This is a genomic window from Mesorhizobium sp. M1182 (assembly GCF_040318335.1).
In the GTDB taxonomy this organism is placed as follows: Bacteria; Pseudomonadota; Alphaproteobacteria; order Rhizobiales; family Rhizobiaceae; genus Mesorhizobium.
Map to the genome: position 1 here is coordinate 18,736 of NZ_JAMYMD010000043.1, position 21,691 is coordinate 40,426.

Annotated in this window: 22 protein-coding genes and 1 pseudogene; 17 read left to right on the forward strand and 6 right to left on the reverse strand. The window is 62.0% G+C overall.

Annotation, left to right across the window (positions count from 1 at the left end; all coding sequences use genetic code 11):
* Positions 1-42: 42 nt before the first annotated feature.
* Complete coding sequence (locus tag NKH33_RS29745; RefSeq protein WP_352922881.1) at positions 43-312, reverse strand: DNA -binding domain-containing protein; 270 nt, start codon at positions 310-312, stop codon at positions 43-45.
* A 128-nt stretch (positions 313-440) separates the two neighbouring features.
* On the opposite strand from NKH33_RS29745, the gene NKH33_RS29750 reads away from it, so the two are divergent.
* From NKH33_RS29750 to NKH33_RS29815, 14 genes are all read left to right on the forward strand, one after another.
* Positions 441-674, forward strand: a complete 234-nt coding sequence (locus NKH33_RS29750) for a helix-turn-helix domain-containing protein (RefSeq protein WP_023679646.1) — start codon at positions 441-443, stop codon at positions 672-674.
* Between the two features lie 154 nt (positions 675-828).
* A complete protein-coding gene (locus tag NKH33_RS29755) occupies positions 829-1,056 on the forward strand; it encodes a hypothetical protein (protein ID WP_352453620.1) in 228 nt (75 codons plus the stop codon).
* Positions 1,057-1,114: 58 nt separating this feature from the next.
* Positions 1,115-1,435 (forward strand): sunset domain-containing protein, encoded by a 321-nt coding sequence (locus NKH33_RS29760; RefSeq protein ID WP_352922882.1) that lies wholly within the window; start codon positions 1,115-1,117, stop codon positions 1,433-1,435.
* Positions 1,436-1,922: 487 nt separating this feature from the next.
* On the forward strand, positions 1,923-2,885 hold the full coding sequence (locus NKH33_RS29765; protein WP_352920105.1) for an ArdC family protein: 963 nt from the start codon (positions 1,923-1,925) through the stop codon (positions 2,883-2,885).
* Between the two features lie 51 nt (positions 2,886-2,936).
* On the forward strand, positions 2,937-3,083 hold the full coding sequence (locus NKH33_RS29770) for a hypothetical protein (protein ID WP_352922884.1): 147 nt from the start codon (positions 2,937-2,939) through the stop codon (positions 3,081-3,083).
* Positions 3,084-3,097: 14 nt separating this feature from the next.
* On the forward strand, positions 3,098-3,517 hold the full coding sequence (locus tag NKH33_RS29775) for a DUF2958 domain-containing protein (protein ID WP_352922886.1): 420 nt from the start codon (positions 3,098-3,100) through the stop codon (positions 3,515-3,517).
* Between the two features lie 75 nt (positions 3,518-3,592).
* Entirely contained in the window at positions 3,593-5,314 is a 1,722-nt protein-coding gene (locus NKH33_RS29780; RefSeq protein WP_352922888.1) for a ParB/RepB/Spo0J family partition protein, read from the forward strand.
* Between the two features lie 546 nt (positions 5,315-5,860).
* Positions 5,861-6,184: a DUF736 domain-containing protein gene (locus NKH33_RS29785; RefSeq protein WP_023672372.1), complete on the forward strand. Its 324-nt coding sequence runs from the start codon at positions 5,861-5,863 to the stop codon at positions 6,182-6,184.
* 151 nt (positions 6,185-6,335) lie between these two features.
* Positions 6,336-6,605: a helix-turn-helix transcriptional regulator gene (locus tag NKH33_RS29790; RefSeq protein ID WP_352468501.1), complete on the forward strand. Its 270-nt coding sequence runs from the start codon at positions 6,336-6,338 to the stop codon at positions 6,603-6,605.
* Positions 6,602-7,150 carry a signal peptidase I gene (gene lepB, locus NKH33_RS29795; protein WP_352922890.1) on the forward strand — a complete coding sequence of 183 codons (549 nt, stop codon included), beginning with the start codon at positions 6,602-6,604 and terminating at the stop codon, positions 7,148-7,150. Before NKH33_RS29790 ends, lepB begins: the two co-directional genes overlap by 4 nt.
* On the forward strand, positions 7,138-7,824 hold the full coding sequence (locus NKH33_RS29800) for a lytic transglycosylase domain-containing protein (protein WP_352922892.1): 687 nt from the start codon (positions 7,138-7,140) through the stop codon (positions 7,822-7,824). The genes lepB and NKH33_RS29800 overlap by 13 nt, the downstream gene beginning before the upstream one ends.
* A 193-nt stretch (positions 7,825-8,017) precedes the next feature.
* Positions 8,018-9,988: a relaxase/mobilization nuclease RlxS gene (rlxS, locus tag NKH33_RS29805; RefSeq protein ID WP_352922894.1), complete on the forward strand. Its 1,971-nt coding sequence runs from the start codon at positions 8,018-8,020 to the stop codon at positions 9,986-9,988.
* A 981-nt stretch (positions 9,989-10,969) separates the two neighbouring features.
* Entirely contained in the window at positions 10,970-11,227 is a 258-nt protein-coding gene (locus NKH33_RS29810) for a hypothetical protein (protein WP_352922896.1), read from the forward strand.
* Complete coding sequence (locus tag NKH33_RS29815; protein WP_352922899.1) at positions 11,224-11,493, forward strand: hypothetical protein; 270 nt, start codon at positions 11,224-11,226, stop codon at positions 11,491-11,493. Before NKH33_RS29810 ends, NKH33_RS29815 begins: the two co-directional genes overlap by 4 nt.
* Positions 11,494-12,239: 746 nt before the next feature.
* Here NKH33_RS29815 and NKH33_RS29820 read toward each other — a convergent pair.
* Entirely contained in the window at positions 12,240-13,886 is a 1,647-nt protein-coding gene (locus NKH33_RS29820) for an MFS transporter (protein ID WP_352922902.1), read from the reverse strand.
* Positions 13,887-14,401: 515 nt separating this feature from the next.
* On the opposite strand from NKH33_RS29820, the pseudogene NKH33_RS29825 reads away from it, so the two are divergent.
* Together NKH33_RS29825 and NKH33_RS29830 are read left to right on the forward strand one after the other, a co-directional pair.
* A pseudogene (locus NKH33_RS29825) lies at positions 14,402-15,254 on the forward strand (class I tRNA ligase family protein); the annotation flags it as partial.
* A 56-nt stretch (positions 15,255-15,310) separates the two neighbouring features.
* On the forward strand, positions 15,311-15,619 hold the full coding sequence (locus tag NKH33_RS29830; protein ID WP_352881698.1) for a hypothetical protein: 309 nt from the start codon (positions 15,311-15,313) through the stop codon (positions 15,617-15,619).
* Positions 15,620-15,832: 213 nt separating this feature from the next.
* On the opposite strand, the gene NKH33_RS29835 is transcribed toward NKH33_RS29830, so the two are convergent.
* The 3 genes from NKH33_RS29835 to NKH33_RS29845 form a co-directional block, all read right to left on the reverse strand.
* Positions 15,833-16,342 carry a GNAT family N-acetyltransferase gene (locus tag NKH33_RS29835; RefSeq protein ID WP_352922904.1) on the reverse strand — a complete coding sequence of 170 codons (510 nt, stop codon included), beginning with the start codon at positions 16,340-16,342 and terminating at the stop codon, positions 15,833-15,835.
* Entirely contained in the window at positions 16,343-16,627 is a 285-nt protein-coding gene (locus NKH33_RS29840; protein WP_352453587.1) for a type II toxin-antitoxin system TacA family antitoxin, read from the reverse strand.
* A 466-nt stretch (positions 16,628-17,093) separates the two neighbouring features.
* Positions 17,094-18,278, reverse strand: coding sequence for a glycosyltransferase family 9 protein (locus NKH33_RS29845; protein WP_352493108.1), 1,185 nt, complete (start codon positions 18,276-18,278; stop codon positions 17,094-17,096).
* Between the two features lie 320 nt (positions 18,279-18,598).
* On the opposite strand from NKH33_RS29845, the gene NKH33_RS29850 reads away from it, so the two are divergent.
* Complete coding sequence (locus NKH33_RS29850) at positions 18,599-18,754, forward strand: hypothetical protein (protein ID WP_352493109.1); 156 nt, start codon at positions 18,599-18,601, stop codon at positions 18,752-18,754.
* A 107-nt stretch (positions 18,755-18,861) separates the two neighbouring features.
* Here NKH33_RS29850 and NKH33_RS29855 read toward each other — a convergent pair whose 3' ends face one another.
* Positions 18,862-20,928: a carbamoyltransferase family protein gene (locus NKH33_RS29855; protein ID WP_352922907.1), complete on the reverse strand. Its 2,067-nt coding sequence runs from the start codon at positions 20,926-20,928 to the stop codon at positions 18,862-18,864.
* Between the last annotated feature and the right edge of the window lie 763 nt (positions 20,929-21,691).

Here is a 21,691-nt window from a genome sequence, read left to right on the forward strand (position 1 = left end):
TGAACGTCCTTGTTTGAAGAGCATGACAGTCCGTGCTGTGCGTCAGCCGGCGAACAGTTCCTTGTAGCCAGTCGTCACCATCCAGTTCGCACGGTCGATATGGCTGCGAAGAGCCTTGCGGGCGCGGACCGGTTCAATGGACGGGTCGATGCCGAGAATGAGATCGGCCATCTCCTCTTCGCTGGCGTTGTCGGCGCAGGCATCCAGGATCCGCAGGTAGATCGTGAAATGCTGCCTGTCGTAGCTCGTGAGGTTATCCGACCAGGGGACTTCGTCACACAGAGTTGAGCTTCGAGTCTCATCTGTTCCCATTGATCGATTCATGCCTGTTGCGAGCCTCGGCTGTTGAGCGCTGGATGCAACGCAGCATATCCTAAAATGGGATAATCCGAAACCGGGATTAGTCGCTGATCCGGTCTTTACCCGACCGGTTCGCCTACATGCCCAAGTCTCTTCGATCGCCCCGCCACCAGCGGTTTCTGGCCCAGCTGGTTTCCCTGCGCAAGGCCAAAGGCCTGACTCAGGCGCAGGTGGCCGAGAAGCTTGATCGTCCCCAATCCTTCGTGGCCAAGTACGAGGGTGGAGAGCGTCGTCTCGACGTCATCGAGTTTCTCGACTTAACTGCGGCGCTTGACGCTGATCCGTGCGAGATTCTGTCCAGCCTGCGGTCCTAGCGGGCGCCCGCGCGCCTAACGGCTCGCGCGGGTGCCGTGAACCGAGCGCGCTTTTCTTCGGCAAGCTGCCATTCCGCTGCGGGTGGGTCTTTACCAAGCCATGCCGATATAGGATAATAATCCTAGGTGGGGCAATTCCTCAACGGAGATCGCAATGGCTAGGACCAAACTTTCCAAGCAGCTTTCACAGGCTGAAATCGAGCGCTTTCTCGCGGAGGCGGAACGGCTGCACCAGAGCATCGTCCAGCCGCTTCTATCACCTACCAGCAACCATTACCGGGCTCTCCAACGCACCCATGAAGCGCTGTTGAAGACGGTGAAGGATATCACCGGTAAGGATGCGCCGTTCATTCAATGGTTCGGAACAGGACCGGTGAATTAGACCAGACTTATAGACTCCAGGCTGCAAACGTCGCATTCACTCTTCGGGGAAAAGGGGCGTGGGCAACCATCGCTATCAAGACAATCGGTACAACCGTCGCAGGTATGGCGAGTGCCATCGTTCGAAGGACGCTCCGTTGTGGGCAAAGATCGTTGCTGGTGGAACAATCCTGGCTGGCTTTCTTGCCTTCGAAATCGGCCCTGCCGCTCTCGGCTGCAACATCAAAGCCAATATCAGCTACAACACGGGCGAGCGCATCTATCATGTTCCCGGACAGGAATATTACTGGGAGACGCGCATCAACCTGTTGAAAGGCGAGCGCTGGTTTTGTTCGGAGGAAGCCGCGCGCAAGGCTGGGTGGCGGAAGTCTCGGGTCTGAGCGTCCGTGGTAAATGCTTGCGAAAATGCTGCATTGCACATGTTTTCGGTGCAGCATTCATTTGAAGTATTTATCGCGATCCGTTCGAAAAATCTGTCCAGCCTGCCGTCCTGGCGGGCGCCCGCGCGCCTGACGACGCGCACCAGGTGCTCGTGAACCGAGCCCGCTTTTCTTCGGCAAGCTCAGGCGGTCTCGGCCATTCGGCTTCGCCCCTTGGCGTGGGCAGCCCTTCGGGCTGAGACGGCCGCCGCCCTTGCGGGCGGCGCGGTTTGTCTGTTGGCCTTTCCCGGTGGCGCGGGGTGGGCGGCACTCCCTTCTAGGCCCGCCGCGGCAGCCCGCAACCCTTCGCGTGCCGCTCAGGGTCCTGCTCTTCGTTCCGGTCCTTCGGATGCGGTCCGCCTACCACGGCGGGCCTTTCCGGTCGCGACTCGCCGCCCACCCCGCTTCCGGGGAAAGGCGCGGCGATTGGCGAGCGGAGGATGAGACGATGCATGCAAACAGCAAGCGTTGTGCCAGCACAGAGGCTGGCGCAGGCAAGGGCGGGCGCCCGGGCGCCAGCCTTTATCAGGAGATCACCGACCGCATCATTGCCGAGCTGGAGCGCGGCACCGTGCCATGGGTCAAGCCATGGGGCAGCGCAAAGGCAGGCCTTGGCCTGCCGAGGAATGCATCCTCTGGGCGCACCTATTCCGGAATCAATATCCTCATCCTGTGGGGCGCGGTCATCGAGCGCAGCTATCCCAGCCAGAACTGGCTCACCTTCCGGCAGGCGCTCGTCCTTGGCGGCAATGTCAGGAAGGGCGAGCGCGGCACGACCATCGTGCATGCCGACCGCTTTGTCCCCAAGGACGAGAAGGAGCGCGCACGCCACGAGGGCGATGAACCACAGGCCGTGCCTTTTTTGAAGCGCTTCACCGTCTTCAATGTCGCGCAGTGCGATAATCTTCCGGAAGACCTCTATGCCGCCGCCGAGCCGCTGCCTCAGTGCGAGATCGTGCCGCAGGCCGAGACGCTCATTCGCGCCAGCGGTGCGGATTTCAGGGTCGGCGGCGATCGCGCTTTCTACATGCTGGGCAGCGACCACATTCAGGTGCCGCCGCAGCCGGCGTTCCATCACCAGATCGACTATTACCGGACCTGCTTTCACGAGCTTGGCCACTGGACCGGCCACCCGACGCGGCTTGCTCGCGACCTCTCCGGCTCGTTCGGCTCCAAGGCTTACGCGCGTGAAGAATTGGTCGCCGAAATCACTGCCGCCTTCGTCTGCAGCAATCTCGGTATCGAGCCGACCGTGCGTCATGCCGATTACGTCGGCTCATGGCTGAAGGTGCTGCGCGAGGACAACCGCGCCATCTTCCGTGCCGCCAGTCTTGCCTCCAAGGCCGCCGATTTCCTGCTTGGCCTTCAGGCCGATGCCGAAGGCGAGGCGCAGGAAGGGATTGCGGCATGACGATGCGCGATCCTCAACTGACCGCGACCGAGCCGACGCCGGAAGGCGAGCATGCTCATTCCCGGTGTTCGGCCGATAACCACGCGCGATCGGCTCACCCTTCTGATGGACGCGCCGATGTGTCCGCGCGCGGCGCAAAAGCCGCTCGATTTCGGCCTCTTCGATGAAGCCAGCAGAAATCAACTCGACCTGTTCTGACAAGGAGTCTTTCCATGATCCTGATCACTGATCGACTGCGCGCACGACTGCTCGCCAATGGCGCCGCCGACGCCGACATTGACCATTTTCCCGTTGTGAAACTGTTTAATCCCACAGGTGCCGCCACGTGGCTTTTGACCGAACTCGACGCCGATGGCGACACGCTGTTCGGCCTTTGCGATCTCGGCTTCGGCTTCCCCGAACTCGGCAGCGTCAGTCTGGCCGAGCTTGCATCCGTAAAAGGTCCGCTTGGCCTCGGCATAGAGCGCGACCTGCATTTCCAGGCGCGCTTTCCGCTCTCCGTCTATGCCGAAGCCGCCCGCATTTGCCGCCACATCACCGAGGCCGAGCGACTTCTGCGGCAGGCAGCAGACGCCCTTTCAAAGCCCCATTCCGAGCTTCCGCCCGACACGGCGGAACAGCAGCGCCGATAGGCGCAAAAACCGTCCCGCCGCGCCGGCCTTCGGCCTCTGGCGGGACAACCTCAACCAAAGCGAAAGAGAGTAACCATGCAGCTTGCCCACATCCCCTTGGATCAGCTCAATATTTCCGCGCTCAACATGCGCCATGGAAAACGCGCGCCCGACATATCCGACATCCTGCCGTCAGTGCGTGCGCGCGGCGTGCTGGTGCCTCTCCTTGTGCGGCCCAACGGCCAACCGGAAACCTTCGAGATCGTTGCCGGCAGGCGGCGCTATTTCGCCGCGAAATCGCTTGCCGACGAGCGCGGCGAAGGCGATCCCTTGCCCTGCGCCATCATGGAGGACGGTGATGACGCCGATGCGCTGGAAGCTTCGCTGATCGAAAACCTCGCCCGCCTCGATCCTGACGAAGTATCGCAATGGGAGACGTTTTCGCGGCTCGTCAGGCAAGGCCGCACCGTTCCCGATATCGCTGCGACCTTCGGCATCACTGACCTGAAGGTCAAACGCATTCTGGCACTTGGCGACCTCTTGCCCAAAATCCGCGAAGCCTACCGGCGCGAGGAGATCGATACCGAGACGGTGCGCCATCTCACCATGGCGTCCAAGGCGCAGCAGAAGGACTGGCTGGCACTCTGTGCCGATCCCGATCAATACGCGCCGCGTGGCTTTCAATTGAAGCAATGGCTGTTCGGCGGCCAGTCGATTTCCACCAAGGTGGCGCTGTTTGCCATCGACGAATATCCCGGCCTGATCACCTCGGACCTGTTCGGCGAGGACAGCTATTTCGCCGATGCCGACCTGTTCTGGCAAAAGCAGAACGAAGCGATTGCTGCCAGACGCGACACCTATCTCAACGACGGCTGGAGCGAGGTGGTGCTGCTGGAACCGGGCCAGTATTTCCACCCATGGGACCACGAGAAGACCCCGAAGAAGAAGGGCGGCAAGGTCGTCATCACTGTCTCGCATCGCGGCGAGGTCGAGTGTCACGAGGGCTGGCTGTCACGCAAGGAAGCCCGCCGCGCCCGCGAGGGCGGTGAGCAAGAAGAAACAGCCGCCAAGCCGCCGCGCCCCGAACTCACCGGCCCGATGCAGAACTATGTCGATCTGCATCGCCATGCGGCCGTGCGCGCGGCCATGCTCGACCATCCCGCCGTGGCGCTGCGACTCGTGGTGGCGCACGCCATCACCGGTTCCGGCTTGTGGCTGGTGCGCCGTGAGCCACAGCGCGCGGCCAACGAGACGGTGACTGCCAGCCTTGCCGGCTGCAAGGCTGAAGCTGCATTCGGCAAAAAACGGCGCGAAGTGTTGGCCCTGCTCGGATCACCGGATGAGGATGGCGTGGTCGCCGGCGGCGATGGCGACGCCTTTGCTATCGCCGGCGTGTTCGCGCGCCTCTTGGCGCTCTGCGACGACGATGTCATGCGCGTTCTCACCCTTGTCATGGCCGATACGCTTGCAGCCGGCAGCGCCGTCATCGAGGCGCTCGGCAACCATCTGAATGTCGATATGGGCGCATGGTGGCAACCGGACGACGCCTTCTTCGACCTCTTGCGCGACAAGGAAATCGCCAATTCGATGCTGGCCGAGGTCGGCGGCAAGCTGGTCGCGGATGGCAATGTCGCCGAGAAGGTCAAGACGCAAAAGAAGATCATCCGCGACTTCCTGGCGGGCGAGAATGGCCGCCAGAAGGTCGAGGCCTGGCTGCCGCGCTGGATGGAATTCCCAGCCGAAAGCTACACCAGCCGCGGCGGCTTCCGCACCGCCGATCAGTGGGCACAAATGCAGCCGCTGTTCGTGCGCGAATGAACCGATCAGCCTCAAGCGGCGGTTCTCTCGAGTGCCGCCGCTCAGGTCGCGCGCGCCGCTCCGGGCCGCGTCGGCTGCCGATTGGTCGTCTTGTCGAGCCAGTGCCTTGCGCGAGAAATCCCGACGCCAACTCGCCCCCATTTCGGCAGCCCTGCACCGCGCCGGGTTGCTTGCCGAGGCGCTCCGCGCATGGGTCCAATTGTCCGATCCGGTTGCCGACAGAGCCCGCGCAGCCAGCCCCCTGCATTGCCGCCGGCTCCTTGTGTCACCGATCGCGCCACCTGTCTCCATGTGTCTCAGGGACCATTCCCCTGCGGCTGGCTTGACGACCTATGGGCGGATCCGGCCCGCCCGAAACCCTCGCCAGCAGCTTTTTTCCCCGCCGCCTGCGGCGGCTTCCTCGCGCCGCTTCGCTTCAAAAAAGCTGTCCGCTCGGGTCCTCCGCTATCGCTGCGGCCGTCCCGGTTCCGCGGTCCGGACGCGCCCATCACGGTCTCGCCATCGCAGGGGAATGGTCCCCGGCGAGCACCAAAAAGGAGACTGAAAATGACCGCGATCGGATACGTCACCAAACAGGAAAACGGCGGCTACAAGGGCCAGCTCAAGACGCTCAGCGTCCGCGCCGACATCGACATCGTGCCCAATCAGGCAAAGAGCGCCGACACCCATCCCGACTTCCGGGTGCTGACGCAAGGGGTCGAAGTAGGGGCCGGCTGGATCCGCACCGGCGAGACCTCCGGCAAGGACTATGTGAGCCTGTCGATTGCCGCCCCGGAGTTCGGCCCGCGCAAGCTCTACGCCAATCTCGGCCGCGCCGCCGGCCAGGATGATGACGACACATACGCCATCATCTGGAACCCGGTCGACTGAACCGCCTGCCTCGAGCCTCGCGCCGCAACCGGCGCGGGGCTCTTCTCAAGAAGGGGCGGCGAAAACTCGCCCCCCACTCTTCGCCCGTCCCCAAAACGATCTCGCTCGCCGATCCTCGCCTTCGCTTGTCCGTAACGAAACGAGGACCATCATGGACGACGAAAACGAACGCGCGGCCCGCGCCAAGAAGGGCAGTCCGTTTCTCAACACCGCGCAGGCCGCCTTCTATATCGGGCTGTCCCAGCGCACCCTGGAGAAGATGCGGCTCAAAGGCGGCGGCCCGCAATTCCGCAAGCACGGCCGCTATGTTCGGTATCACATCGACGAGCTCGACGACTGGTCGAAAGGGCGCGCGCAGGAGACCAGGCCCGAGGATGGCGGCCACGATTCCGGCTCGGCCGGTGCGGGAGGCCGCTCATGAGCCGGCGTCCCACTATCCGTCTGATCGGCAGCCATCTGCGGCGCATTCGGGCGCGCAAGACGATCGCCCTGGCCACAATAGGCCTCGGCCTGATCGGCTTCGCCGCTTTCGACAACCCATCGCCCTGGCTGGTCTGGAACGCCTCGGCCAGTGCGCCGGTCGGCCTCTATCGCGTCGCGTCCGGATCACCGGCTCGTGGCGATCTGGTGCTCGTCCGCCCGCCAAAACCGGTCGCCGATCTCGCCGCCGAACGCTTCTATCTGCCCAGCAACGTGCCGCTGGTCAAGCGCCTTGCCGCGCTGCCTGGCGAGCATGTCTGCGCCTTCGGCGACGCCATCATGATCGGCGGCGAGATTGTCGCGCGCCGGCTGGCAACCGACACGCAGCACCGTCCGCTGCCTTGGTGGAATGCCTGCCGCAAGCTCGCCGCCGACGAGGTTTTCCTGCTCGGCAACGATAGAAATCACTCCTTCGACAGCCGCTATTTCGGGCCGGTGCCGGCCGAAAATATTGCCGGGAGGCTCGTGCCGCTATGGACCGAGTAACCCTCCTGATGCTGGGCATGGTCGCGATAGCGCCGTGCGCCTGTTCCGCCGCGACCGACGCTCAGCCGGCCGCCATCTCCCGTGGTCCGCAGCTGGCAAGATGGCAGCCGTTGGTGGCCGAAGCAAGCCGGCGTTTCAGCATTCCACAGCCCTGGATTTATGCCGTCATGGATGCCGAAAGCCGGGGGCAGACAATGCTGGACGGGCGGCCGATCGCCTCACACGCCGGCGCCATTGGCCTCATACAGGTGATGCCCGGCACCTACGAGGAGATGCGCGCAGAGTTTGGCCTGGGGGCCGATCCGCACGACCCTCGCGACAACATTCTGGCAGGCACTGCCTATCTGCACGCCATGTATGACCGCTTCGGCTTTCCCGGCCTGTTTGCCGCCTATAACGCTGGGCCGGACCGCTACGAACAGCATTTGCAGCGTGGGCGACCGCTGCCCAGCGAGACGGTTTCGTATCTGGAAGAGCTCAAGGCGGCGGGGATCTCGGCCGCCGACATGGACGCGTTCACCGGCAAATCCCGTTCCGGAAAAGCGCCGGAAATCCCGTCCGGGCAGTCGCTGTTTTTCCTGCGAAACGGTGTTTCCGCGACCGATCCGAATGGCCAAATCGTGGTGCCGCTCGGATCGGAGCGAGCAAGGTCAGGCCGGCCGGATCGCAGGTGAGGGCAGGGGTACCGTGGGTCGGGCGGGGCAGGGAGGCAGGGAGGCAGGTCCGCGGAAGGCAAGATAAAGGCATCGCCTCCTGGAGGCGGCGAAGTCTTTGTCTGCACATCGTTTTTCACGGAGGCTGCCTTCAGCGTCAGGAGAGCTGCTGCCGGCAAGTCTCTGATTTTGCCTAAGATTACTAGGAGGCTCAATGCAAGATGAAGAGTTCAAGCCGAGCCTGGGCAAAATCGGATCGCGCGGCTCGAAGGCAGGCAAGCGTTTCGCCGGCCAGATCCGCGCCGCGATCAACCGAGCCGGCGGGGGCAGCGGTCGCCGTGGCCGCTTCATCGGAAGCCGGGCGGGGCGCGGCGGGGCTGCTGCCGCCGTTCTCAGAGCGCGCGACCCCCACGCGGCGTTTCGGCAGCGGCGCGCCGTCGTCAAGGCGCGTATCGTCAAGCTGGCCGGCAAGGGTGTTGACGGGGCACGTGCACACCTTCGCTACCTCCAGCGCGACGGCGTGACCCGCGAAGGCGAGCCTGGCGAGCTCTATAGCGCCGACAGCGACCGCGTCGATGGCAAGGCCTTCATCGATCGTGCCGATGGCGACCGGCATCAGTTCCGCTTCATCGTCGCCCCTGAAGACGGCATCGAGTATGATGACCTGAAGCCGCTCACGCGGCGCCTCATGGCGCAGATGGAAGAAGACCTCGGCACTAGGCTCGACTGGGTGGCCGTCGATCATTTCAACACTGGTCATCCGCATGCCCATATTATCGTCCGCGGCAAGGACGAGCGCGGCGAAAACCTCGTCATCGCGCGGGACTACATCTCGTCTGGAATCCGTGAACGGGCGGCCGAGCTGGTCAGCCTCGACCTTGGCCCGAGAACGGACCGCGAGATCGAGCAACGCCTGCGCCAGGAAATGGAGCGGGAACGCTTCACCAGCATCGATCGGCAGCTGCTCCGCCTGCGCGACGATGACGGGCATGTCTCACCGGCCAGCCGAGACACGTTTCGCCAGACGCTGCACCAGGGGCGCCTGCGCAAGCTCGAGCGGATGGGTCTGGCTGAGGAAGTCGGCTCGGGCCGCTGGCGCCTTGATGGCGAGCTTGAAGCGACGCTGCGCCGCATCGGCGAGCGGGGCGACATCATCAAGACCATGCACCGCGAACTGACCGGCAAGGGGCTCGCCCGCAGTGCCGCCGACTATGTTGTCCATGATCGATCTGCAGAGCCGATGCAGCCTGTCGTCGGCCGCATCGTTGCGCGCGGCCTGGCCGACGAAATCACTGACCGCCATTACCTCGTCGTCGACGGCGTGGACGGCAAAAGCCACTATGTCGATATCGGCAAAGGCGAGGCCACCCAACCGACGCCAGAGGGCTGCATAGTGCGGGTCACGCCGAGGGACACCGGGCCAAGGCAAGTCGACCGCACAATTGCCGAGATCGCCACGGCCCATGACGGGCGCTACAGCATCGATATCCATCTCAAGCATGACCCGTCGGCCACCGAACGCTTTGCCGAAACGCACGTGCGGCGACTGGAGGCGATCCGCCGGGCGACCGGTCGTGTCGAGCGCGAGCCGGACGGCACCTGGATCGTCGCACCGGATCATCTCGACCGTGTGTCTGACTACGAGCGTCAGCGGGCCGGGGCCGAGCCTGTCACGGTTGACAAGCTCTCATCAATGCTGCTGGAACAACAAGTCAGCTTCGACGGCGCCACCTGGCTCGATCGAGAGCTGGTTTCCGACACACCGGAGGCCTTGCACAGCTCTGGTTTCGGCCGCGATGTCCGAGAGGCGCAAGGCCGCCGGCGGCAGTGGCTGATTGCGCAAGGTCTTGCTCGGGAAGAGCAGGACCGGATCGTCTATCGCGCCAACATGCTTTCGATCCTGCGTCAACGTGAGCTGAACCGTGTTGCCGGTCAACTGTCTGACGAACTCGGTCTGCCCTATTCTGAAGCCCAGAGTGGAGGTCGAATAGAAGGCACGCTCCGCCGCTCCGTCGAGCTCGCCGGCGGAAAATACGCTGTCATCGAGAAATCGCGCGAGTTCACGCTGGTGCCATGGCGGCCGGTGCTTGATCGGCATATTGGCAAGGAGGTGTCTGGTGTCATGGGTGGGGAGGGGATTTCATGGACCATCGGCCGGCAGAGAAGCGGACCAAGCATTTCGTGACATGGCTATACAACTTCTTTTGCCCGCGTTGAAACGGGTACTCAGTCCGGACGGAGTTCGCCTGCTGGTTGCCCGCGGCATGGAATTGGCGAGGGATAAATGGCTGGTCGTGCAAGACTTATCGTTCGCTCTACAAAAGCGCCGCGATCATCCATCGTGTTCCATGGTTCTGAGCCAAAACCCTCGTGCGCCACCACGGCACTCTTCCCGGTGCCACGGAAGCCGCGCCGACAACGGCGGTGCCGGCCTGGTTGCGCAGGGTTGCCCCCGACCCAAACAGTTGCGGCGCATTGAGGACATTGCAATCACTGCCGGTCCGGCCATCGGCGCGCTCAATGCGATGGTCCGCCAGCTAGAGAGGTGGGCTGGCGCCTGGTGACAGCGCCTAGGTGCTTTCGGCGGCCGCGGTACGGCGAAGCAGGCTCGCGGCGTCGAGGATGAAGCCGCACTTCGCGATGTTCTTCTGCTCACACGACCGGGAGACGAGGTCGGCGCCGCGGGCCGGATGCTATTGGCCGGGCGTGAACTGCCAGCCCATCCCGCTGAGCCCGTGACGACGAGGCGGTCAGCGACCTGGCCGGACGAGCTTCGGCAGCTTTCCGCTGCGGCATGATGACCGGCGCGATCATGACCGCCGAGCGACATCGCTTCGGCCGCACCTTCAGATGCTGGCTCGCCGACGCTTTACTGGCTGGGTTGGGGCCATACGGTGCCGCTACTGGGCACCGAGGCAGCTTTGGGCATGAGACCCGATCAATCGCGGCGGGCCCGACGGTCATTGCGGCATCTGGAGTCGAGGCCGGGTCAGACCGGGCGAAAAACCTGCTCGTCGCGCAGGAGCCCCGCGTTGCGCCGTCGATCTTTCCGCCCAACTCAGCGCCGCGCCGACCAGGGCTTGCCATTCCCCCGAAACTGAGGCCAAGGCGACGGACCCCCCCTGCGTATACCGACGCCATACGCGCGCCCGTCGGCGAGCGAACCGTGGACCTCACACAATCTGAGGTGCTGGTGACGATGTGCATCGCCTACTTCCATCCGCACTCCACCCACGAGCTCACCCGTGCGCCCGCGGTGCTGCGAACCCGCCGACGAATATTTGGCAGAAGCCGGAGTGGGCGCTCAGCCGCGACGATTTTTTTGGCCTTGACCGGGCCGGGCGGCGCGACCCGAGCGTCGGGACAAAAAACCGTAAAGGCGGAGGGCACCGGCCCGGTTGAGGCCGAGGCCATGATGATGTGAGGACGATCTCCGGGCAAAAATTTGCGGAGATCGATGCTGTCCTGGCGCGCTCGTCGAAGATTCTGAGCGGCGCCGACCTGGCTGCTCGAAGGGAGAACACTTCACTGCGTGACCGGCCGGACCTGATTGCGATCTCGATTGGAATAAAGAAGAACGACGGCCGAATGGCAGGATTGATCGCCAAGGTGCGCGATCTGCCGGCTGTCCTGCGCGCATGCGGCAGTCGCCACCATGAGCTTTACGACAAAATTGCCGGCACAGGCTGATTTCAAGAAGGTCTTGCTCTATGCTATCAGGAGGCGATCGCAGGCAGCGCAAGATCGGCCAGTGCGGATGCTGGCCAAGCTGCCCGGCGCGTCGTGAGGCGCGCGCTGAAGCATCGTGAAAAATTCATGGATTATGTCAGCTGATAAAATGACCCGATCCAATTTCAGTCGATCAATCAGCGCCCTTCGTCGGGGCTGTCGGTCCGCATCGCGCCTGGCGACGGCGCTATGCTGGTGCTCCTACGGCCGCCCTGTTGAACCGCTTTCTCCAGCACCGAACTGAATTGGTCCCGCTGGCGGACATTTCGATGCTTCCGCCTTGCGGGCCTTCTTTGTTGCGGCCGGCTCTGGGGCACGGCTGCGCCGACGTGACGTGCTTGGTGGCACGTTTTGTGAGGGAGAGAAAGAGGCGCGCGGCCCTCTCCCTGCAAGTCGCCGCTGGCGGATTCCTCCGTCTGCCTGCTTCGCTCCGTGCAGACCGGGGAGACCCCTCCGCCCGCCCCTCCGCCCCCTTGCTCGCGCTGCTCGCCACGATGCAGGGGGACAGGCGACCTGAACCCGTGCCCAAGCCGATCTGATGGCAGAGGCGGTGGGGCTGGACATGGGCCCGTGGTGGACGTACGTGCCACACAAATCCTCATGCTCGCCAACCGGCCGCAACGTATGGCAATCCGGGCAGTCCCGACTAAAGATGGAGTAGGTCTCGGCCATTCCCGTGTCCGAACCCAGAAAAGTTACTGGTTTCCTTACGGGCGCGATACAAAGGGCACGGGCTGGACTTGGCTGCCGGGGGCGGGGCTTGTCGACCGCTCGATCGAAAGTGAGAGACGAGGAGGAGAATCACCGACCTGCAGAGCGGCAAGGCGCTCGCCTACCTCCCTGTCAGTCACCGTTAGCCGATGGTTTAGACGAAGATAGTCCGTCCATGTCGGCGTGCGGAATGTCTCGGTCCAAAGAGTCGAGTTCTGAAGATCGCGCTGGAGGGTCCAGTCCCGCGCACCGGCACGGCTCTGAACGCGCCGCCTTTCGCGCATGCAGCTCAGAAATTCCTCGATATTCTCCTCGGGTATCGAGTACTCCACCTTGATCACGATCGGGCCGCTCCTGGGCTTCAAATCGAGGGCCAGTTCTGGTGGCCTGAAGTCGAAGGCCCCTTGATCCGATTCCTCCCATAGCCGTACCGGCAATAGCTTTCCCACGGCTGCAACCAGCAACAGCGCCGCTGCAGCACCTTCCAAAGCCCACGTCAGGGAATAGTACTGCGCGACAGCACCCCAGATCCAGCTGCCCGCTGCCATGCCGCCGTAGGTCAGGGCGTAATAGATCGACAGGGTGCGACCAACGACCCACCTTGGGCTTGCCAACTGCACACACACGTCGGTTCCGGTCCAGGTGACAACCCAGCCTGCGCCAGCGATTGCAAGCGCGATCGCTGCTACAGCCACCGATGATGTGAGAGCCAGTAAAAGGCAACACGTTGCGCAAGCAACGGATGCGAGCGTGATCAATCGATTTTGGGACGTGATGCGTCGCAAGTAGCTATTGCCAATGCCCGCGATGAAGGCGCCTGTGCCGAAGCCGGCTAACAGGACGCCGTAAACAATTGGCCCCCCCGCCAGTTGGTCGCGAACCACGAGGGGGAGCAGAGCAAGGATCGAGATGCTTGACAGCCCGAACAGGGTTGCGCGCACGATCGCCACTCTGATCTCCGAGGAGATTGCCGTGAAGCGCATGCCATCATGAATGGCCGTCGTCATCCGCTCGCGCGGAAGAGGCGAAGAGCGAACTTGCCACTTGGAGCGCAGCACAGCGCTCAACGGGACCAGGTCGGTCAGCGCAGCGAAGGCGAAAGCCGTAAGGGGGCCCAGCAAAGCCAAAATTACACCGCCCAGCGCCGGTCCTATGCTCCGAACCACGTTGTACCCCACCGACATCAGCGTCACTGCAGCGGGTATGTCGCGCTTTTCCAGGATGTCGCCGACCGAGGCGTGCCAGGCTGGATCATTCAAGGCAAAGCCGCATCCCGCCAAGAAACTCAGTCCCAAGATCAGCCATGGACTGACAAAGCCGAGTCCAACAGAGAGAGCCAGCGCCGTGGATGCCAGTGCGATCAGGCAATGTCCGGCAAGCATCACGCCGCGGCGGCTGAAGCTGTCTGCAATCGCTCCAGCAAGGATCGACAAGAAGAAGGCGGGCAGTGTCGATGCAGCCTGCACGAGCGCAACCATCAGATCGGAGGCTGAAATCGTTGCCATAAGCCAGCTTACAGCCACGCTCTGCACCAGCCAGCCAAGGCTGGATATCTGCGTGGCTGTCCAGATCGAACGAAAGACCGGATTCTGAAGAGGGATCAGTGTGTTTGCCGCAAAGGGCGGGGAATCTTGACGCCGCATGACTTCTCACCTCCACCACGTAGTTCTTTCACTCACTCACTCGCTGACAGCGGTGCGCTTACGCACAGCGGCGTCACAACCAAGTTCCGATATCGCGCTCGCAACAAAGTAGATGTCGCATCCACGGTGCCGATGCGCGATGAGTGTGCCAGTTGGGCGTCAGCTGGTCTGGGTCGCGCAGCCCGATGGGGTGCGGTCTGCCCTGCGACTCTTGGCCTTGGACGGTGCTACCGCCCCGATGGCCGGGTTGTCAAACTGCCACGGTGCTAGCAGCGCCCATCCCATCCTGACAGGCATGAGCATACGACGCAGTGCATCGCTGGTATCGGAGGCGGGTGCAAGATCAAGGGTGGCATCGTCTTGACAAGTACGAGCTGGTGGGCGCCTTTGCCCGACCTACACATCGGCGATTCATGGGGCCGCCGTTCAACTCGTTGGTCTATGCGCAAAAAAACATAATACGCTTGTAAAAGACGTTTCGTGTCGGCGCAGGCGCCGAGGAGGGCGCGGAAGCCTTGACCATCGTCATCCCGCCACCGAACGTCACCGGCTCGCTGCACATGGCCATGCGCTCAACAACACGCTGCAGGACATTCTGGTGCGCTTCGAGCGCATGCGCGGCAAGAACGTGCTGTGGCAGCCCGGCATGGATCACGCCGGCATCGCCACGCAGATGGTGGTCGAGCGCCAGCTTATGGAGAAGCAGATCCACCGCCGTGACCTGACGCGCGACGAGTTCATTGAGAAAGTCTGGGAGTGGAAAGCCGAATCCGGCGGCGCGATCTTCAACCAGTTGAAGCGGCTGGGGGCCTCGGCCGACTGGAGCCGAGAACGTTTCACCATGGACGAGGGCCTATCCAAGGCGGTGCTCGAAGTGTTCGTCACGCTCTACAAGGAAAGGCCTGATCTACAAGGACAAGCGCTTGTCAACTGGGACCCGAAGCTCTTGATCGCGAGTCCGACCTTGAGGTCGAACAGCAGGAGGTCAACGGCAACCTCTGGCATTTCCGCTACCCCGTTGAGGGCGAGGTTTTGGATCCGGAAAATCCTAAAACCTTCATCACCGTGGCGACGACCCGCCCGGAGACGATGCTGGGCGATATGGCGGTCGGCGGTGCATCCCGACGACGAGCGTTTCCGGCATCTTGTCGGCAAGAACCTCATCCTCTGCCGATCGTCGGCCGCAGGATCGCGGTGGTGGCGGACGAGTATTCTGATCCGGAGAAAGGCAGCGGCGCGGTCAAGATCACGCCGGCGCACGACTTCAACGAATTTGAGGTCGGCAGGCGCCATAAGTTGCCGGCGATCAATATTCTCACCGTAGAGGCGGCGGTCACCCTCACGGACAATGACGACTTTCTCGCCGGGACGACATGGTGCGTAGTCGCCATGCTGCCCCTGGCCAGATCGTAGATGACCTCGGCTTGTTCGCCATGGCGAGCCGAAGCACGTTGACGGCCGTGCCGGGTGATGCGCCGTCCCAGACTATCATCCCAAAATCGGCGCGCGCCATCTCCCGGTCTTTGGCGGCGTACAGCCCAGTCGCCCAGATCATTGCGGGGTTCCTTGGCCGCATGGAAGACCCCGACATGTTTGTAGCCGTAGCCCGCGAGCAGGCCCTGCGCCTCGGCATCGGCTCCAGACGCGTCGCCAATCAGCACGCCGTGCACGGCAACAACGATTGGGCGGATCCGAGCGATGGCAGGTTCCGGCAGCTCAAATATCTCGCGTGAACCCCCTATGAATATCATCGACATCATGACTTTCCCTTCTCTCCAGGGCTCCCTTGCTCTGACCGCCGTCTCCCTCTGGCCCTGCGTGAGGGGTCACCCGAACGCCGAGACGGCGAAGCCGGCTCGGGGAGCGGCGGGACGCCGCAACTAGAGCCCGGTCGGCGGCAGGCCGGCGCGCAGACCTGCCGCTCCGGAGGCGCTACGCGCGCGGAGCTAGTGGCCATTGTCGGCCAGCCAGAGGCTCACGTCCTGGATCGAGCGCATGAGCACCGACGGATTGTCCCGCGCGGGAATGAAGCCCCAGCTCTGCCAGTAGCGCTCTGCCTCGGCGTCGATCGCCCGCACCACCACCGCGCGGCCGCCGACGATGTCGGCGCCGGCGACGCAGCGATACAGCGCGTCCTTGACCAAGCCGCTACCGACGCCTTGTCCGGCATAGCGGTGGTCGACGGCGAGTTGTCCGATCAGCAGGCAGGGGATCGGATCGGGCGGGCGTCCGGTGCGGATGGCGCGCGGTGCGCTATTTGGCTGGATCACGCCCGGCGCGAGGCCGTAATACCCGACGACTGTTCGCTCGTCGTGAACGACCAGGACGCGGGTAAACCCGCGAGCCTGGTTCGTTCGCGCGAAGCCGGCCAGCCAAGCATTGAGCGCTGGCTTGCCGCAATCGAAGCTGTCGAGGCGGTGTGCGTGGTCGAGGAGTTCGATGCCTGAAAGCGCCACCTAGCGGTCCCAGGGCGGGGACCGACGCAGCCGCTCGGCCGCCTTCGCCGGGGGCGCAGCGGCCGGTGCTGAGATCGCCTGCATGAAGGCGTCATAGGCTTCCGGGGACACGCGGATGACGGTTTCGTTGAGGATGGCCGCCTGCGCCTCGTGCAGCGCGGCGCGCCGCATGAACTCCGTGCGCGACAGGCCGAGCAGCTCCGCGCCGCGGTCGATGATGGTGAGATCATCGTCGCGAAACCGCATCGAGACGGGTGCTTCCTTCCTGGTGGGTGTGGTGGCCATGGCGCGCTCCTGTGCTGCGGACGTATATACGTTAGTGTAACGCGGAACGCAATACTACGTTCCCTGGCGACGTCTCGTGGCGGATGGTCTCAGGATTTCTCGCCGCATCGGTTCTTCTCGGCTTCTCGCCCCAGTCGCCATTGCCGCAACCCAGAGCAAGGTGGCTTTGGTCAGCTCCGGCGGATCAATTACGGCTTAGGAAGCGCATTTGTTTTTGGCGGCCGGATGAGCGGGTCCAGAAGCGAAGTCGCTGCCATGACTGTCGCCGGACGAGCCCCGGCTATCCCGAACCTGATAAACATCTGACGCGATGGCGACTTTCGGGCCGTCACGCCACAAAGGAGGAACGGCTATGAAGGCTGGGCGGCGGCACTTTCATTCTCAGGCGCCGCTCTATGCCACCTGTCGGCCAATGTGACATCGCCACTGCGGTCCGGGCAATCGCGGTTGTGGTGACCGCGAGCCACTAAGCTTGTGCCGTACCCTTACAATGATTCATCAAGGCGTTTACCTCGGCAATCACGAGATCCGGCGTGATGTCGAACTTGCATCGGACTTTGACCGGACAATGCCGCACTTGGTCCAGACCACATCCGCGACATTCAATAACACTCATAAGCATGCTGACCAAGGGACCTCGAAACCCCCAAATCTCCGGTAGATGTGACGCCGTGAAAATGCCGATAGTAGGGCGGCCAAGCTGGGCAGCGACATGGCCGGTGCCTGAATTGTTCGAAACGACGAGCGCGGCCGAATTCACGAGACAATTGAATTCCAATTCTGACAAGTCGACAGCCGTCCGAATGTTCGCGGCTCCACGTTCCCTAGCTATCTTCGCAACCTCCTCAAGCGCTTCCAGGCATTCGCCACGGCCAACGAGGACCACCTCACCACGGGTCGAAAGAGCAGCGACAACTTTGCCAAAACTTTCAATCGGCCAATCTCGCAGGCTGGAATTGGAGAACGGAGCCACGACAATCGGGGCATTGCCTGTAGTCGAATTCTGTGGGTGACCCGCTCCGCTTTCGAAATAGGCAGCTGCCTTTGCGACCAGAAAGAGGAGGATTTCTGACACATGCTGGAGACGCACCTGCTTACGGTCAATGAACCAATCAAGCCATCTACGGGGGATTTTGTTAGCAAGCCCTATTTTTTGGACCAGCTTGTAGAAAATGGTTCTGCGCAGTTTCAGATTGAATGGCGCTATCGCAATATCGATCTGATGCATGCTGTACGGATCAACTATCGCCGCACGGTGCCTGGCGGGGACTTCAAGCAAGATGGGCCTTGTTTCTTCCGGAACACGCATATCAATGGCAAGATCAAACTCGCCGGTCAGCAGCGGCCTTATGTCGGCGGCTTCTTTGCGTGTTTTGACTTTTGGGTTGCGAGGAAAAAAGTCAAAAGCAATGTGATCGTCGGCGAGGTCGAACTGTTTTGCAGTAGCGATGTTCCAGCTTCCCACCACCAGCGTAATGTGGGCATGCGCAAAACGCTGACGAAGGTCCTTTAGGGGCCCTAGAGACATCCAAAAGTCGCCGACATGATCAAGCTTGAGGACCAAAATTCTCATCCTTGCGCTTGACTGTTCCGGCTCTTCCCAGCTGCGGTATATAATTTGATTGCCGTCGTGCTTTGTAAAATATGCCATTGCCATTCCGAAGATTATACGGTCAACACTGATAGCCCAGTGACGCGTGTGTAGGGTTGGAGTGCTCCCCACTTGTCCGCGTCTCCGCAAGAATTCTGCCATCAGATCCAAGCCGCGCTCCAGCAGGAGCTGTCGGGCGAAGTCTGCATCTCTAGCGGTGGTAGCGCGCCAAGAAAGCCAGCTATGTCCCGACCCGCAATGTGAAGGGCTTCGTCACGGTCTTGCATGCAGTGAGTTCGAGAAACGCCGAGTAGACGGCGTTCGCCAAGCCGCCGTCCCCAGATCTCGAGCATAACGGCAGTGGCCTCGCTCTTTGGTCGATGCTGATCCTGAATGAGACCGTCGCCGCCGGCGACGACATCGCCGGCCGGATTGACCGTCTCCGGCACGCCCTGTCGCTGTGGTCCCGCATCATGGTGGTTACAAAGGATCCGCCGCAGGCGCTTTTTTCTGCGCGTCCGGGTCGTCCAACATGAAGTGGACGAATCAACCCTGTGATGAAGTCGACCGCCTGCCAGCGGTGAGCAGGCAGGCGCCGTCGATGAACACCTTTATTCGCCGAGCTTGGATAGCGGCATCCCTATCACGCTGAGAGCCTGTTATGCTGGTCCAGCGTTTGATCGCAGTCTTGATCCATGCGAGCAGCTTGTGAGGGATGCAACCGAACGAGGCGCTGCTCCCACAGTCGTCGCAGGCCCTCCATCACAGCGTCACGCTTAGCCTGATCCGGCGCAATTGTATTGAGGAGATCTCCCAACATGGCTTCGCCCTCAATCCGCATCAGCAGATTAAACAAGTCGTGTGAAATTCGTACACTGCCACTGCTGAAGTGGGTCGTGCTGATCTCGCAGTGAGTCTCCCGACGATCTGGCGCTTTGTAAGCGCGGGTTTGATGGAGGGACACATAGGGCGGCAACGAAACCGCAAGCGCAGTCCAATCCTGCAGCGTTGCAGCCCGCTTTTTTACCAGGAAGGGCCCGACCACAAGTCCATCCAGCTCTGTCGTCAGAAAGGTGGCAATCGCGTCTGCAACCGAATCCACGATCGGTTCGGCATTGTTGTTAAAGGACGTATTGAGCAGAATTGGAGTGCCTGTGCGCTTCTTGAACGCATTGATGACCTCCCAGTACGCGGGATTGGCGTTGCGCGATACTGTTTGCAGGCGAGCGGTACCGTCGACGTGCGTGATGGCACCGAGCAAGGCGCGCTTTGAGTCACGCACGCGAACGACGAAATTCATGAATGGAAATTCGTGCCTACCGTCCGGCAGGTCGAAAAATTCGCTCGCATCCTCCTCCAGCACAGATGGCGCGAAGGGCCGATAGCCTTCGCGCTTCTTGACCATCGCATTGATCCGGTCCTTGTTTGCGGCGGGCCGAGGGTCGGCAAGAATGCTGCGGTTGCCCAGCGCACGTGGCCCAAACTCCGAACGACCCTGCACCCAGCCGATCACGGCGCCGTTGGCGATCCAGTCGGCTGCACTGCTTGCCACGTCATCAGAGCGTTCAACCTCGAGATGTCCGGCCCATGCATTCAGTTCCTGTTGCACGGCGCGCTCGCTCCCGAGATCAGGACCCCAATAGACCTCCTGCAGTCGCTCACACGGCGCGGGGCGGCCCATCTCGTTAGAGACTATCAGCGCAGCTCCCAATGCGCAGCCAGCGTCGTGAGACGCGGGTTGCACGAAAATGTCTTCGAAAAGCCCTGAATACAGCAGCTTACCGTTCATCGTGCAGTTGTGGGCCACCCCCCCCGCCAGGCACAACCGCTTCATGCCGGTGGCCTCACGGTGATGCCGGAGAATGTGGAACACGATCCGCTCAAGCGCTTCCTGCAGTGACGCACTCACATCTCGATGCTGCTGGGTGAAGGGCATTCCCTTTCGCCTGACCTCGATATTGCGGAGCAACGCCGGACCGATGCGGTCGAGGTGAACACGGTAGCCACCGCCGTTGGCGGAGAGCTCGTAGAACTGCTCGAAGAGCTCGCGATAGGGAGCGGGGTCGCCGTAGGGCGCGAGTCCCATTACCTTATACTCGTCGAACAAGCCGTAGCCGAGATAGCGGATCGTCTCGAGATAAAACAGCCCAAGAGAATTGTTCTCGGGGAAAGCCTCGAGTTGCGTAATTTCTGTGCCAGACCCTACCGCCAAGAGGCCCGATAGGAAATCACCAGAGCCATCAATCGCTAGAATGAGACTTTGTTCGAAGCCCGACATTGCAAAGGCGCTCACGGCGTGCGCCTGATGATGACTTACGAATGAAATACGCGAACTGTCCAACTTAGTGCCGAACTCACGCGTTAACAGATCCTGCACCAACGTTTTAGCATCCAACGGAATGGAGAGAATGTCCGGGTGGGATGCGGACATACCTTCAAGCATGGCGTTGGCATAGGGCTCGCTGGCGTAGAGCGCGACACGATCAATGTCGTTGAGCTGAACCCCCGCCGCTGACAGACAGTATTGAATCGAACGAATTGGGAGCTTGTTGGAGTGTTTCATCCGATTGAGGCGTTCCTCTTCGACGGCTGCTATCACCCGTCCGTCTCGGACGAGCACCGCGGCGCCATCGTGCATAAAGGCGTTCCGAAGCTCGAACCGGTTTTCATGGACTTGGTCAAGTCCGCCGCTAATTCCTAGACACAGCATTTCTTTCTCCACATAGTGACGGGCAAGCCAAATTGGCCTGCCTCAGACCGTTTCCAACTAAATAGGCCGCGTTGTCGCTTGCAGCTGCAACCGCCTGTCAGGCATCACCGGCATCAAAGAACGCCTCATAAGGGTCCGCCTGAATCAACATGAGATGCTTCGATCGTGGCGCCTGCCGTTCCATGACGCCGAGAGCTTGGCTGGATCATCGAATCTTGAGCGGCTGCTGACTTGCATGCCGGCGATGCCGTTTTCATCTGCAGCACGAACTTGTGACGCGGGCTGCCTATATCCTTGCGAAGGGGCGGCTGTTGACGAATAATGCCGCGCCGTGAACTGGCCCGATTTCATTCCCCGAAAGACCGTCGCACAGGCGACTGACATGTGCTGCACTGTCCGCCTGCTTCCCGGTCGCACATCCGATAACGCCTTCGCTTGTGCAGGAGGCCGCATCGCGTCATTCGTCGGCCAAACATGGCACCGACTGGAAGCCCGGCAATACCGCGTAGATGTAAAGTGCGCTGATGTTGTATGGTAGCGCTGCCGGCCGGGTCTCCAATCCGCTGCCCAAACGAGCGGACTGCCTGCGGCAAAAAGCCCGCCACAAGCAGAATCGCGCTGGGCAGCTGGCTCGCCTGCAAGACTTCGCAGCTCAGGAACATTGGGGACGACTAGCGTCGAACCGCCGACATGATCGGCCAGTTGCAACTCACTTCTCGGCACGACCTCCACTGCACGTCAGGGCGCATGGAAGATTTTCTCC

What these genes read in the sequence shown, in the direction of transcription:
- NKH33_RS29785 (WP_023672372.1), top strand. Translation starts at nt 5,861, where the DNA reads ATGACCGCGATCGGATACGTCACCAAACAGGAAAACGGCGGCTACAAG.
- NKH33_RS29855 (WP_352922907.1), bottom strand. Translation starts at nt 20,928, where the DNA reads ATGCTGTGTCTAGGAATTAGCGGCGGACTTGACCAAGTCCATGAAAAC.
- NKH33_RS29745 (WP_352922881.1), bottom strand. Translation starts at nt 312, where the DNA reads ATGGGAACAGATGAGACTCGAAGCTCAACTCTGTGTGACGAAGTCCCC.
- NKH33_RS29820 (WP_352922902.1), bottom strand. Translation starts at nt 13,886, where the DNA reads ATGCGGCGTCAAGATTCCCCGCCCTTTGCGGCAAACACACTGATCCCT.
- NKH33_RS29770 (WP_352922884.1), top strand. Translation starts at nt 2,937, where the DNA reads ATGCTCATTCCCGGTGTTCGGCCGATAACCACGCGCGATCGGCTCACC.
- rlxS (WP_352922894.1), top strand. Translation starts at nt 8,018, where the DNA reads ATGCAAGATGAAGAGTTCAAGCCGAGCCTGGGCAAAATCGGATCGCGC.
- NKH33_RS29840 (WP_352453587.1), bottom strand. Translation starts at nt 16,627, where the DNA reads ATGGCCACCACACCCACCAGGAAGGAAGCACCCGTCTCGATGCGGTTT.
- NKH33_RS29850 (WP_352493109.1), top strand. Translation starts at nt 18,599, where the DNA reads ATGCTGATCCTGAATGAGACCGTCGCCGCCGGCGACGACATCGCCGGC.
- NKH33_RS29750 (WP_023679646.1), top strand. Translation starts at nt 441, where the DNA reads ATGCCCAAGTCTCTTCGATCGCCCCGCCACCAGCGGTTTCTGGCCCAG.
- NKH33_RS29775 (WP_352922886.1), top strand. Translation starts at nt 3,098, where the DNA reads ATGATCCTGATCACTGATCGACTGCGCGCACGACTGCTCGCCAATGGC.
- NKH33_RS29790 (WP_352468501.1), top strand. Translation starts at nt 6,336, where the DNA reads ATGGACGACGAAAACGAACGCGCGGCCCGCGCCAAGAAGGGCAGTCCG.
- NKH33_RS29780 (WP_352922888.1), top strand. Translation starts at nt 3,593, where the DNA reads ATGCAGCTTGCCCACATCCCCTTGGATCAGCTCAATATTTCCGCGCTC.
- lepB (WP_352922890.1), top strand. Translation starts at nt 6,602, where the DNA reads ATGAGCCGGCGTCCCACTATCCGTCTGATCGGCAGCCATCTGCGGCGC.
- NKH33_RS29845 (WP_352493108.1), bottom strand. Translation starts at nt 18,278, where the DNA reads ATGGCATATTTTACAAAGCACGACGGCAATCAAATTATATACCGCAGC.
- NKH33_RS29765 (WP_352920105.1), top strand. Translation starts at nt 1,923, where the DNA reads ATGCATGCAAACAGCAAGCGTTGTGCCAGCACAGAGGCTGGCGCAGGC.
- NKH33_RS29755 (WP_352453620.1), top strand. Translation starts at nt 829, where the DNA reads ATGGCTAGGACCAAACTTTCCAAGCAGCTTTCACAGGCTGAAATCGAG.
- NKH33_RS29800 (WP_352922892.1), top strand. Translation starts at nt 7,138, where the DNA reads ATGGACCGAGTAACCCTCCTGATGCTGGGCATGGTCGCGATAGCGCCG.